Genomic DNA, 13,200 nt, shown 5'->3' with positions numbered 1-13,200 from the left:
TGTCCGGGTCCGCGTCCGCGTCCGCGCTCTCAGTCGATGATGTACGTGTGGGTGATGAATTCGAGCGAGTGGCCGTCGGGGTCGTCGAGATAGACCCCGCGGCCCCCGTGGTGATGGTTGATCCGCTGCGGCTCCTCGTGCCTCGGGTCGGCCCAGTAGGGAAGTTCGCGGTCCTTCATGCGTGTGAAGATCTCGTCGAACTCGTCCTCGGACACCAGGAAGGCCAGATGCTGGCTGACGATGTCCGAGCCCGGGGACGAGTCGAGATAGTCGAGGGTGACTCCCCCGTCGAGCGGCAGGCTCGCGAACGGCCCGAAGGGCTTGGGCTCGGGCTCCCCGATCAGCTCCGCGAGAAAGCGCGCGGAGGCGAACCGGTCGCGGCTGAGGACGATGGTGTGGTCAAGACGGGCGGGCACAAAACCTCCCCGGTCGAAGTGCGGTCAACTGCGGCTGACCTGCTCCTTGTCGTTCTCACGGTAGGCCGCCCCACTCCGCCGGGCCATCGGACTTTGGCCGTACGACGTACTGCGTACGACCGGCCGGGTCAGAAGAGTTTTCCGGGGTTCAGCAGGTCCAGCGGGTCGAAGGTCTTCTTGATGCCGCGCTGCAACTCCATGCCGACCGGGCCCAGTTCGCGCGACAGCCACTCCTTCTTCAGTACGCCCACGCCGTGCTCCCCGGTGATGGTGCCGCCCAGTTCGAGGCCGAGCGCCATGATCTCGTCGAACGACTCGCGGGCGCGCCGGGACTCGTCCGGGTCCGAGGCGTCGAAGCAGACCGTGGGATGGGTGTTGCCGTCGCCCGCGTGGGCGCAGACGCCGATCGTGAGGTCGTACTTCGCCGCGACGCGGTCGATGCCCTCGAGGACGTCGGCGAGGCGGGAGCGCGGGACGCACACGTCGTCGATCATCGTGGTGCCCTTGACCGCCTCCAGTGCCACGAGCGCCAGCCGCCGTGCCTGGAGCAGCATTTCCGACTCGGCGGGATCGTCGGCGGGGACGACCTCGGTGGCGCCGGCCGCCGTACAGAGTTCACCGACGGCGGCGAGGTCGGCCGCGGGGTCGGCGGTGTCGAACGCGCAGAGCAGCAGGGCCTCGGTGGTCTCGGGGAGGCCCATGTTCGCGAGGGAGTTGACGGCGCGGACGGTGGTGCGGTCCATCAGCTCCAGCAGGGACGGGGTGTGGCCGCGCTCCATGATCCGGCAGATGGCGTCGCAGGCGTCGGCCGCGGAGGCGAACTCGGCCGCCAGGACGAGCTGCTGGGGCGGTGCGGGCTTCAGCGCGAGGACGGCCTTGACGACGATGCCGAGGCTGCCCTCCGAGCCGACGAAGAGCCGGGTGAGGTCGTATCCGGCGACACCCTTGGCCGTGCGGCGGCCGGTGGTCAGGAGGCGGCCGTCGGCGAGGACGACGTCCAGGCCCAGCACGTACTCGGCGGTGACGCCGTACTTCACGCAGCACAGCCCGCCGGACGCGGTGCCGATGTTGCCGCCGATGGTGCAGGTCTCCCAGCTGGAGGGGTCCGGCGGGTAGTAGAGCCCGTGCTCGCCGACGGCGCGTGAGAGCACCGCGTTCACGACGCCGGGCTCGACGACCGCGATCCGGTCGACCGGGCTGATCTCCAGGATCTTGTCCATCTTGATGAGGGAGAGCACGATGCAGCCGTCGGAGGCGTTGGCGGCGCCCGACAGTCCCGTACGGGCACCCTGCGGCACCACGGGGACGCGCAGGGCCGTCGCGGTGCGCATCACGTGCTGGACCTGCTCGACGGTGCGCGGCAGTACGACCACCGCCGGGGAGCCCGCTTCGCAGAAACTCGCCATGTCGTTCGCGTAGGACGCCGTGATGTCCGGGTCGGTGATCAGGGCTTCGGCGGGCAGACCGGCTCGCAGCTCGGCGAGGAGGTCGTCCGTGGCGACGGGGGCGTGGGAGGCGGAGGAGCTGGCGGGCACTGTCGCGACGAGGTCATCCATGATCCCAGCGTGGCACTCCGGGGCCATCGGTGTGAACCCGTCTGCGATCCACATCCACAAGGCCAGGTGTGGTCTTCGTATTGACGCACAGTAATCTCATGAACGCCAAGAACACCATGAACACGCAGCACACGAGGCACATCAAAAGGGCCGCGCTGGCGACAGGTGTGGGGGCGGTCCTCGTCGCGGGCGTCCTTGTGTTCGTACCGGACAGAGGCGATGGGCCGCCGGCGCCGGGCCCCGAGGCGCGGGCCCGCGCGGCGGTCGGCGCGGGCGCGCCCGCCGCGCTGCCGGACGTGGCGGCGCTGATCCGGGACCGGGAGGCGTGGCTGCGGAAGAACCCGAAGGACGCGGAATCCTGGGCGGTGCTGGGCGCGGCGTACGTGGAGCGCGGCGGGCTGCGGGCGGACACGGCGTACTACCCGAAGGCCGAGCGGGCACTGCGCCGCTCGCTCGACGTCACACCGGGTGAGCGACGCAATCCGGCGGCGTCGGCGGGCCTGGCCACGCTCGCCAACGCGCGGCACGACTACGCGGCGGCCAGGAAGTGGGGCGAGGCGGTCCGTAAGGCGGACCCGGCCCGCTGGGCGACGTACCCCGTCCTGATCGAGGCGTACAACGGGCTCGGTGACTACGTGGCGGCGGGCAAGGCCCTGGACAAGCTCCGGTCGCTGCACTCCGGCACCCGCGTGCTGTCGGTGTCGTCGCTGGTCTACCGCGACCGGGGCTGGCGCGAGGACGCGGCGGCCAAGGCGGACGAGGCGCTGATGAAGGCGGGCACGCCGGTGGAGAAGGCCGCCGCGCTGCACGCCCTGGGCGGGCTCGCCTGGGAGCGCGGTGAGCCGAAGGACGCGCTGAGGCACTACGACGCGGCACTGAAGGCGGCGCCGGACCACCATCAGTCGCTGGCGGGCCGGGCACGAGTCCTGGTGGCGCTGAACCGGACGGACGAGGCGTCCCACGACTACCAGTCGGCCATCGCGGAACGCCCGCTGCCCGAGTACGCCCTGGAACTGGGCGAGTTGTACCAGTCGATGGGGCTGGACGGGGACGCGCGGAGCCAGTACGAGCTGCTCCGGGACCGTACGACGAGGGCGGCGGCCGACGGGGTGAACGAGGAGTTGCTGCTGGCCCGCTTCGAGACCGACCACGGATCTCCGAAGGCGGCGGTGGACCGGCTGGAGTCGCAGTGGCGGCGGGGCCACCGGAGCATGCAGGTGTCGGACGCGCTGGCGTGGGCGCTGTACCGGGCGGGGGACGCCGGGAAGGCGCTGCCGTACGCGAAGAGGGCTACGGACCAGGGGATGCGGAGCGCGCTGTACTCGTACCACCGGGGTGAGATCGAGCGCTCCCTGGGGATGGACGGCCCGGCGCGCCGCCATCTGGAGGAGGCGCTGCGGACGAACCCCCGGTTCTCACCGCTGCTGGCGCCGAAGGCGCGTGAGGCGCTGGAGACGCTGGGCGAGCTGCCGGGCGGTGGCCCGAAGGACATGTACGGGGACGGTGAGAGCACGCCGCTGACGCCGTCGCCCACGGCGCCGTCGAGGAGTACGGCACCGTCGGCCACGTACTCCGCATCGCCCGCGCCGTCGGTCGCACCGTCGGCGCCGTCGGTGCCGTCCGCGTCGCCGGCGCGTTCGGAGCCCGTATCCACGCCCACCGCGCCCGTATCGACTCCATCCGCCGCCCGAAACTGAATGATCGCCTCCACTGGGCCCGGAACTGGGTCCTGAGGCCCTGCTTCTGGGCCTTGCCTCGTCCTTAGTCTCCATTTCGCTCGGGGAAATGGCTGACCACTTGGGCGAGGAGTCCGGATGAACGGCACGCAGTGCGTACACGGGTCGCGACGCCGTCGCGGCGAGCGGGGCCAGGGGGGTGTCGAGTACGTCGCTCTCATAGGCGTCGTCGCCGCGATCGTCGGCGCGATCCTGGCCTTGACGGTCCCCGACGACACCTCTGTGGCGCTGAAGGACGCGGTGTGCCGCATCGTCAACGCCGGTGACGGCGGCGAGGGCTGCGATTCCGGTGACGGCGGCGGTGACGACGGCGGAGGCGGGGACGGTGGCGGGGACGGGGAGATACCCGAGCCCCCGCCCGGGGACCCGTTCCAGCCGGCGAAGTGCCTGCTCTCCCAGGATCAGACCAAGACCACGGTCGTCGTCCAGATCCTCTTCATCAAGATCAGCGGCTCGGAGCAGCTCAAGGTCCAGCAGTGGTCGGACGGCACCGTCACCCTGGAGCGCGTCGGCGAAGGCAGCGTGGGGGCCACGGCCAGCATCTCGGCCGGTATCCCCGGGCTGAAGGAGTGGGGCGGCAGTGCCTCGCTGAGCGGCAGTTACATGAAGGGCAGCGGCAGCGGCGGTCAGTGGCTGTTCAACGGCAACAAGACCGGCGACCCGCAGAAGGACCTCGAACTGAACCTGGAGGACGCGAAGAAGTTCGCCGCGTACCTCAAGCAGAATGACGGCTGCCGCTACCAGAGCGGGTACAACCCCGGTGCGAACATGGGCGCCTGCCAGCAGGACGCGGCTTCCAAGAAGCCCGATCTGCCGCCGGAGCGTGCGCCGGACGTCGACATCACCAAGACCAGCACCGAGGTCTCGGGCGGTGTGAGCTTCGGCAAGGGGTTCACGAAGGGCAAGGGCGGCAAGGACAAGGACGGCAAGCCGACCGACCTCGGCAACATCTCGGGCGAGTTCGGTTCCGGCACGATGACCGAGGACGTCGTGGTCATGCGCGCCAACACCGGCCCCGACGCCGGGAAGATCACCTTCGTCTACACCTTCAGCGTCGACGCCAAGGGCGGCGAGATCGCCCAGGGCAAGGCCACCCGCATGCAGCAGGTCTCCGTGACCTACGACGCCGCGACCTTCGACCAGGAGGAGAAGGACGGCAAGGAGCACCGGCCGGAGAAGCTGGTCATCACCACCAGCCAGGAGAACGGTGAAGGCGCCGGCATCCAGGCCGGTGCCGGTGCCAACATCCCCGGCACGCCGGTGACCATCGACGTCGGCGGCGGTGGCGGCAACATCAAGTCCCAGATCCACACCGAGTCCGCCGAGGTCGTCCTCGACAACGACGGCGACAGCAAGACGGTCGAGGACTGGCTGCGCGGCCGGGGCGACTCCCCTGCCAGTGACGTCCTGCCCAGCCCCTCGGACGCGGCGGAAGTCCCCGGCAGCGACGCCGGACCGCTGCAGCGCCTGCTCCACGACAAGGGCAAGCTCTCCCGGCTCGACTACAACGCCAACACCGACTGGTGGAACGCCTCCCTCGGCATCGGCTTCGGCATCTCCGCCGGCCAGGTCACCGCAGGGTTCAAGCTCTTCGGCATCGACATCACGCACGAGGAGAAGAACCAGACGATCACCGGCAACCCGTCGTACGCCACCGGCCCGAAGAACGGCGGAGCGCGTCCCTGGGTGGAGTGGAAGAACTGCACGCAGACGACTCCGATCGCCTAGGGCCTGTCGTTTGGATCAGGCCGGATCAGGGAGCGCCCGCCGCGCCGGCGGCTGATGTCCGCGTTGGTGCGTGCGAGCGCAAGGCGGAGGAGGGAGACAACGCGGAGCGTTGGCGACCGACGACAACCCGGCGGGCGTGCGTGCCAGACCCCGCGAGCCCGGCAAGATCCGAACGACAGGCCCTAGGTCGCCGGGTTCCGTGTCCCGGGCGGGTGGCCGCACCCGCGGCCATCCGTCCGGCCACCGTTCCGGCGTAAACGGGCTGGACAGCAGACCGAACGGGCAGCCGGACAGGCCGCCGGACGCGGCGCCGTCACGCTGCCGTGACGACCTGGTTAACCCCGCCCCCGGCGAGTACACATCGGGGACCACCGATGGCAAGATCGGCGCAACTCACACACCATGTGGGCTGTTGTCCGTCCCCCGCCCTGGAGGCGTCTTGTCCACCCGTACGCGTAACGTGTTGCCCGTCATAGCCACCGCAGCCGCTCTCGTCGCCATGACGGGATGCACGAGCACCGAGTCCACCGCGACCGACGGCTCGAAGGTGGAGCTGGTGAAGTCCGGCAAGCTCACGACCTGCACCCATCTGCCGTACGAGCCCTTCCAGTCCCGCCAGGACAACAAGATCGTCGGATTCGACGTGGACCTGGTGGATCTGGTCGCCAAGGAGCTCAAGGTCACCCAGGAGATCGTCGACACGCCGTTCGAGGGCATCCAGACGGGTGAGGACCTCAACGCCCGCAAGTGTGACGTCGCCGCCGCCGGCATGACGATCACCGATGTGCGTGAGGAGAACCTGGACTTCTCCGCCCCGTACTTCGAGGCCACGCAGGCGCTTCTCACCAAGAAGGGCGCCGACTTCGACTCGCTGGCGAGCCTGAAGGGCAAGAAGCTGGGCGTCCAGCAGGGCACGACGGGTGAGGAGTACGCGAAGAAGAACGGGCCGGGCGTCGAGACCGTCCAGTTCGAGGATCTGGCGCTGCTGCTCACGGCCGTGAAGACCGGTCAGGTCGACGCCGCCGTCAACGACAACGGTGTCCTCTTCGAGTACGTGCGTAAGAACCCGGACACCGAGGTCACGGCCGAGTTCGAGACAGGCGAGCAGTACGGCGTCGGTGTGCGCACCGGCAACGACGCGCTGCGCAAGGAGATCGACCAGGTCATCAAGGCGGCCCGATCGGACGGCCGTTACGACGAGATCTACAAGAAGTGGTTCCCCGCCGCTCCCAAGAAGTGAGGATCCACCACCGATGTCCATGTCCCGCCGACAACGGGCCCGCCTCGTCCGAAGCGTGCAGTACGCCGTCCTGGCCGTCGTGCTGCTCGTCGTCGCCCAGGCCGCCGACTGGGGTGAGATCCGGCGTGCCTTCTTCGACGTCGAGGTCGCCAAGGCGCAGTTCCCCGACATCATCACCACGGCGCTGGTCAACACCGTCATCTACACCCTGCTCGGCTTCGGGTTCGGGCTGGCGCTGGGGCTGCTGCTCGCGCTGATGCGGCTGTCGCAGGTACCGCCGTACCGCTGGCTGGCCATCGTCTACATCGAGTTCTTCCGCGGCATTCCGGCGCTGCTCGTCTTCATCGCGCTCGGATTCGGTGTGCCGCTCGCCTTCCAGGTGGCGCTCAACCAGTACGTCACCGTGATGCTGGCGCTGGGTCTGGTCGGCGCCGCCTACATGGCGGAGACGATCCGGGCCGGTATCCAGGCCGTGCCCAAGGGGCAGACGGAGGCGGCGCGTTCGCTCGGGATGTCGCAGGGCCGGGCGATGATATCCATCATCATTCCGCAGGCCCTGCGGATCGTGCTGCCGCCGCTGACCAACGAGTTGATCCTGCTCACGAAGGACTCGTCGCTGGTCTATCTGCTGGGTCTGTCCCTGTCCCAGTACGAGCTGGCCAAGTTCGGCCGGGACGCCCTGAATCAGAATCGCAGTCTCACCCCGATCCTCATCGCCGGTCTCTGCTATCTGGTCATCACCCTGCCGCTCGGCCATCTGGTCCGGCGGCTCGAAGCGCGTACGGCAAGGGCGAGGTGAGCGCGGTGAACGAACCGGTGAAGAAGCCGGGCGCGGGGGCGGAAGCGGACGCGGGCGCGCCCGCGATCGAAGTACGCGCCCTGCACAAGTCGTTCGGCACGCTGGAGGTCCTGGCGGGCATCGACTTCACGGTGGCGCGCGGCGAAGTCGTCTGTGTCATCGGCCCGTCGGGCTCGGGCAAGTCGACACTGCTGCGCTGTGTGAACCGGCTGGAGGAGCCGACCTCGGGCACGGTCCTGGTGGCCGGGGCCGAGGTCACCGACCCGGACGTGGACATCGACAAGGTGCGCCGCGGCATCGGGATGGTCTTCCAGTCGTTCAACCTCTTCCCGCATCTGACCGCGCTGGAGAACCTGACGCTCCCTCAACGGCGGGTGCTGGGACGCGACAAGGCGGAGGCGACACGCGTCGCCCGGGAACGGCTGGCCCGTGTCGGTCTGACCGACAAGGAGTCCTCCTATCCCGCGCAGCTCTCCGGCGGGCAGCAGCAACGGGTCGCGATCGCACGGGCGTTGGCGATGGACCCGCAGCTGATGCTCTTCGACGAGCCGACGTCCGCGCTCGACCCGGAGCTGGTGGGTGACGTCCTCGCGGTGATGCGCTCGCTCGCCGACGAGGGGATGACGATGCTCGTCGTCACGCACGAGATGAGCTTCGCCAAGGAGGTGGCCGACCGGGTCGTCTTCATGGACGGCGGGGTCATCGTCGAGGAGGGCAGCCCGGCGCATGTGATCGGCGCGCCGAGCCACGCCCGTACGCAGTCGTTCCTGTCCCGCCTGCTCGACCCGGCGGCGGCGGGGCTGAACGAGGGCGGGGCGCAGACGAAAGCCGCGAAGGAGTAGCGACGGCCCATGGTCGGCGGTCGGCGGATTCAGCGGCCGACCGCCACCAGGCCGGCCCAGAGTGCCGGATCGGCCGGGTCGCGGCCCGCCGCGAGCAGGAGGCGGAGGAGTTCGGTCGCCGCCGGGCGTACGGACCGCGGGAACGCCGCTTCCACGCTCCGCGCCGGGTCGAGCATCCAGAGCTGGGCATCGCGCAGGGCGTGCGCGGGCGCGTCGCCCTCCCGCAGACGGTGGTGGAACAACAGGTCGAGCAGCGCGGTCGCGTGGAGCCGTACGGGCCACAGTGAGCCGAGCACGGACGACGCGCCGCCCGCCAGGAACGCCGCGGCCATCGTGAAGGACTCGTCGTGGTGTCTGCGCGGCAGGCTGTTGATGCACGAGGCCAGCGAGACGCAGAGCCCCGGCCCGGCGGGCGGCACGGGGAACCGCCGCGCGGCGATGGTCTGCACGGAGAGCCGGTCCACGCCCGCGCCGGTCTGTGCGCCTGTCTGTGCGCCGGGCCGTGTGTCGCCGAAGACCAGATGGCTGCGCCAGCTGTCCGACGGGTCCGGCATCAGATGGGCCGAGATGTCCACGATCCCGTGCTCGCCGCAGGCCCGCCCGATCTCGGCGAGAATCGTCTCGGGCCTGGTGTCCCCCTCGCGTTTCCCGTCCGGGGTCAGCAGCCGCGTGCTGCCGTACAGCCGGTCCAGACCCCTGCTGGAGGAGACCCCGATCTCCTTCCCCGTGAGGCCGAGCAGCAGCAGCGCGGAGTCGGCGGCGCGCACCGGCGGCCGGGCCGCCGTGGCGGCGAACATCCGGGCGGACGGCGCGGTCGACAGCACCAGGCCGTCGACCGCGAGCCGGCGGCGGCGTCCGGCGGTACGGCCGCCGGTACGGGCCGCCGACCAGGGGACGGCAGCGAGCGGGCCGAGCGGCACGAGCACCAGGCGCGGGACGCGGCCAGGTCCTCGCCATGGCCCCAACTGCCCCTCCAGCGGCCCGATCACGGCGGATCCGGCCCAGTCGCACAGCTCGTGGAGCCGGGTCTGCCACTCCCGTGCGGCCTCCGGCGAGCCGGGCGAGGCGAGCAGCGACTCCAGCGCGGTCAGATACTCGTCCAGGTACGCGGTGGCCACCAGACCCGGCAGTGCGCTCCACCGCACCCGGCCGTCGCTGCCGACCCGCAGAGCGCCGCCGGAGGCCGAGCCCGAGCCGGCGGGCAGCAGATGGACCAGTTCGTCCGCCCCGGTGCGCCGCAGCGCGGCGGCGATGTCCGGTACCGACGGCGGGCCGATCAGCTCGTAGAGTACGCCGTGCTCCTCCAGCACCTTCCGCACCGCGACACCGAGTTGCTCGGGCAGGGGGTGTTCGACGTATGGGTCCCAGGACGTTCCGGGGGCGGGGGGCGCGGCCGCGCGATCGCCTGTCCGGGAAGCGCGGGCGGCGGTGCGCCAGTCGTGCCACCGCTCGGCGAGGCCGGCGTGCCCCAGCCCGGTCAGCCGCGCGCGTACGTCGGTGCCCGCCATCTCGGTGTGCAGTGCGAGTGCCCGGCCCCTCTCCAGCACCCCGACCGCCTCCTCGTACGCGCCGTCCTGGACGCACCACCCGGCGATTTCGCGCGACAGGGCGCCGGCGCGTTCAGCGGTGAGTACGGCGTCGGCGGCCACGTCCTGCACGAGCGCCCGGCGGGCCAGCATGCCGAGCACCTCGATGCCCAGTTCCCGTGCGCGCCGCCGGTCGGCGCCGCCGGAGCGCGTCCCGCGCCCGAGGTGCTGCCGTCCCGCCGTGAGCAGGGCTCCGAGCGGCCCTGCGGCCGTCGGCGCACCGCTGTCCGTGCGGTAGGCGCGCGCCAGATGCATGCGCACCTCCACCGCCGCCGCGTGCACGGCGTGCGGCTGCGCGGCGCAGCGCGCTTCCAGTGCCCGCAGGGTGTCGGCGCGCGAGACGACGGTCCGCGTTCCTGATCCGGAGTCCGAGGCGTAGGAGTGCGCGGCGCGGATGATCTCCTGGAGTGCCGGGCGGGCCACGACGTCCGGGCGCTCCGCGAGCCGTCCCAGCGCGTCGATGTGCCCGCGGACGGCGACGGCGTCGCCGGACCGGGTCCGCTCCTGCGTCAACGCCGCGATGCGGTGGTGCAGTTCGCGCCCGGCCCAGTAGGGCGACTCCTCGGCGGTCCTGGCCAGCGACTCGGCCATCACCTGCCGGGCCTCCGCCACCAGGTCGTCGCGGGCCGCGCCCCGGTGCGGGCCCGCACCGGGCCCGTCGGGATAGGTGGCGGCGAGCAGCAGTGCCCCGCCGAGCATCTGGAGGATCAGCGCCAGTACCTCGACGGCCTGGCCCTCGCGTTCGGCGGCCATGGTCCGCGCCTCGTCGGCGTAGAGCCGCATCTGCTCGTGCGTGCGCGCCGAGTGACCGGCGCGATGCTCCGCCGGGCCGGCGTCGTCGCCGGTGCCCGTGCAGTCCGCGTCGTCCGATCCGGCGTGGAAGTGGAAGCGCAGATGGGTGGAGGCGAACGCGGCGTCGGCGTACAACCGGTGGAGCGGGTCGACCAGTTGTCCGGCCCGGACCCGGCGCAGCAGTGTGAGCGCGGAACGTATGTCGCTCAGCGAGCCGGTGTGGTCGGCCCGCGAAGTGAGCAACTGCCCCTGTACGAGCAGGAGGTTGAGCATGTGCTCGTGGTCGGGAGGCAGCAGGGCACGGACGGCGTCGAGCTGTCGCAGCGCCACGTCCACGTCGCGGTCCGCCGACACGTCGACGGCGACGGACTGCGCGTACGCGAGGGCGCGGACCGTCAGCACCTCGGGGCGTTCGGGCGCCTCGTCGTCCATGTCCCGCAGGGCGGCCTCCAGGGCCTCGACGGCGTCCCGCAGGCCCAGTCCCTCGACGACCACGCCCAGTTGGACCGCCCGGAACAGCTCTCCCCCGAACCGCGCGGCGGCCAGCGGATTGCCCGGTGAGGCGAGCCAGTTCGCCCGGTGGTCGAGAACTCCGGCCGCCAGGCCCGTCGTACGGCTCGGGTCCGCCCCCGTGTCGATGTACGTGGTGAGACTCGACGCGATCTCCCGCAGGTGCCGGCGGACGTCGTCGTCCAGCACACTGCCCGGCCGGCGCAACTCCTCCGCCTCCGCGCGTGCGCGGATCAGCTCGGCGTGGCTCGCCGCGCCGTACTCCGCGAGCCGCTGGGTGAGGAACGCGTCGAGGTACCGCCACTGGTCCCGGCGCGCGTCGCCGGGCGGCAGCAGGCGCAACCCGCGCCGTGCCACGCCCTGGTGGGCCGTCCTGGCCGCGACCATGCGCGTGGTCGCGAGGGCGGGCGGGATGCCGTCGCGCCGGTTGACCAGCGTGCGCAGGCAGCGGTCCGTCTCCTCGTGCACGTTGTGCAGCGTGCCCAGGTAGGCGGCGCACTCCTCGGCCGGGTCCCGGTCCGACGCACCGCCGCTCCGGCGGTGTTCCTGCTCCAGCAGCCGGCGGTAGGGGTCGAGGCAGCGCGTGGCCGACGCGAGCCACCGCTCCAGGATGTCGGCCAGGGGTACGGTCGGCGGATCCTGCCGCCCGGCGAACGCGTCGCAGGCGGCCTGCACCTCGCCGATCGACCAGCTCAGGTCGTCCAACGCCCGCACGCTGTGCGGGGATTCGAGGAACTCCGCCGCGCGCACGGAGGAGGTACGCAGGACGGTACCGAACGCGCCGCCGTCCGGCTCGGGTCGCCGTGCCGGGTGGGTGTGGTCGATCACGGGGCGGTGCCTTCCTGCTGGGAAGAGGGCTGCGGGGCGAGCGGGGACGGCTCCGCCGGTGGCGGGCGCTCGAAGGTGACCTCCGGTCGCGCCCCGTCCACGCGGTTGAGATAGGCGGTGAACTCGGCGCCGGTGCGCCTGGCCGTCTCGGTGTCCGCCGGGAGAGGCCAGCCGGCCGCCTCGTACAGGGCGTCGTGGTGGCGCAGGACGGCGGCCTCCACGGTGTCCGTGTAGGCGTCCACGCTGTCGCCGAGGCCGACGAGCAGCAGGAGCGTGATCACGCACCCGGCCACCGCGACGATCCCCGCAGGCAGGTCGTGGACCCGGTCGAGGAAGGAGATCGCCAGGGAGACCAGCACCGTGAGCGCGGCCCAGAGGAGATTGCGGGCGCGGCTGAGCACCTGGTCCGAGCCCTGTTCGAGCCGGCGGCGCGCCGCGTCGTCAAAGAGCTGTTCCAGGAGGGGCCAGCCGAGGCTCGGGTCGATCCCGTGCCGCCCCCGGACACGGCCGTTCATGGCGGCGAAGCTGTTGCCGATCCGGGTGGGCAGCATCAGGTCGTCGTGGACCGGCAGACGGTGGAGCTCCTGCCGGGCGCGCGCGACGCGCGTCGCGGCCTGGGCGCGGTGTGCGGCGGCGCGGGGGGTCGGCGGCGCATCCGTGGCGGCCCGGTCGGGCGGCGGGCCCGCCTCGCCCGCTCCCCGGGCCCCGTCCGCTTCCTCCGCCTCGGCGAGCGCGGTCAGCCGCCGCTTGACCACGTACCGCCGCCGCAGTGCCAGCCGGACCAGCGGTGCGAGGAGGACACCGTGGGTGGGCAGCGAGGTGCCCGCGAGCAGTTGGAGAAGCGGCACCGCGAGCGCCGCGACGACGAGGGACAGGCCGGTGGCGACGACCACGGCCAGTACCCCGAGGGCGGTCAGCGCCAGCGGCCCGCCCTCGGCGAGGTCGGCGAGGTCGCACACCGCCGCGTGCAGGTCATCTCCCGTGCAGGACTTGGCGGTCGGGCCGACCCAGGGCCGCAGAAGCAGCACCACGACGGCCAGGAAGGCGTACGCTCCCCCGCTGATCAGCGCCGTCCAGCGCTTGGCGGGTCCGGACGCGAGCGCGGAGATGGCCCCCACGGTGTACCGCCTCTGTGTGGTGGTGTCCGCGACCGGGGCCGGCCGGGGT

9 protein-coding genes are annotated in these 13,200 nt (G+C 71.7%); 5 read left to right on the top strand and 4 right to left on the bottom strand.

Annotated elements, in window-relative coordinates; all coding sequences use genetic code 11:
• Positions 1-29: 29 nt before the first annotated feature.
• Positions 30-416, bottom strand: coding sequence for a VOC family protein (locus ACFWHU_RS30990; RefSeq protein ID WP_387228819.1), 387 nt, complete (start codon positions 414-416; stop codon positions 30-32).
• A gap of 128 nt (positions 417-544) precedes the next feature.
• Entirely contained in the window at positions 545-1,972 is a 1,428-nt protein-coding gene (locus ACFWHU_RS30985) for an FAD-binding oxidoreductase (RefSeq protein ID WP_385799593.1), read from the bottom strand.
• A gap of 98 nt (positions 1,973-2,070) precedes the next feature.
• Here ACFWHU_RS30985 and ACFWHU_RS30980 point away from each other — a divergent pair, with 98 nt between their 5' ends.
• The 5 genes from ACFWHU_RS30980 (at position 2,071) to ACFWHU_RS30960 (ending at position 8,317) form a co-directional block, all read left to right on the top strand.
• On the top strand, positions 2,071-3,669 hold the full coding sequence (locus ACFWHU_RS30980) for a tetratricopeptide repeat protein (protein WP_387228817.1): 1,599 nt from the start codon (positions 2,071-2,073) through the stop codon (positions 3,667-3,669).
• A gap of 117 nt (positions 3,670-3,786) precedes the next feature.
• The gene (locus tag ACFWHU_RS30975) at positions 3,787-5,436 is read left to right on the top strand and encodes a hypothetical protein (protein ID WP_387228815.1); all 1,650 of its coding nucleotides are present in this window, start codon (positions 3,787-3,789) and stop codon (positions 5,434-5,436) included.
• Between the two features lie 499 nt (positions 5,437-5,935).
• Complete coding sequence (locus ACFWHU_RS30970; protein WP_385799696.1) at positions 5,936-6,676, top strand: ABC transporter substrate-binding protein; 741 nt, start codon at positions 5,936-5,938, stop codon at positions 6,674-6,676.
• Between the two features lie 13 nt (positions 6,677-6,689).
• Complete coding sequence (locus ACFWHU_RS30965; protein WP_385799599.1) at positions 6,690-7,475, top strand: amino acid ABC transporter permease; 786 nt, start codon at positions 6,690-6,692, stop codon at positions 7,473-7,475.
• Between the two features lie 5 nt (positions 7,476-7,480).
• Positions 7,481-8,317: an amino acid ABC transporter ATP-binding protein gene (locus ACFWHU_RS30960; protein ID WP_385799601.1), complete on the top strand. Its 837-nt coding sequence runs from the start codon at positions 7,481-7,483 to the stop codon at positions 8,315-8,317.
• A 29-nt stretch (positions 8,318-8,346) separates the two neighbouring features.
• Here ACFWHU_RS30960 and ACFWHU_RS30955 read toward each other — a convergent pair whose 3' ends face one another.
• Together ACFWHU_RS30955 and ACFWHU_RS30950 are read right to left on the bottom strand one after the other, a co-directional pair.
• Positions 8,347-12,033 carry a CHAT domain-containing protein gene (locus tag ACFWHU_RS30955; RefSeq protein ID WP_387228812.1) on the bottom strand — a complete coding sequence of 1,229 codons (3,687 nt, stop codon included), beginning with the start codon at positions 12,031-12,033 and terminating at the stop codon, positions 8,347-8,349.
• Positions 12,030-13,151 (bottom strand): hypothetical protein, encoded by a 1,122-nt coding sequence (locus tag ACFWHU_RS30950; RefSeq protein ID WP_387228810.1) that lies wholly within the window; start codon positions 13,149-13,151, stop codon positions 12,030-12,032. Before ACFWHU_RS30950 ends, ACFWHU_RS30955 begins: the two co-directional genes overlap by 4 nt.
• Between the last annotated feature and the right edge of the window lie 49 nt (positions 13,152-13,200).

The sequence above is a fragment of the Streptomyces sp. NPDC060366 genome (assembly GCF_042725135.1).
Lineage (GTDB): Bacteria > Actinomycetota > Actinomycetes > Streptomycetales > Streptomycetaceae > Streptomyces.
The sequence above is the reverse complement of the archived record's forward strand: the minus strand, read 5'-3'. Positions and strand labels throughout refer to the sequence as shown.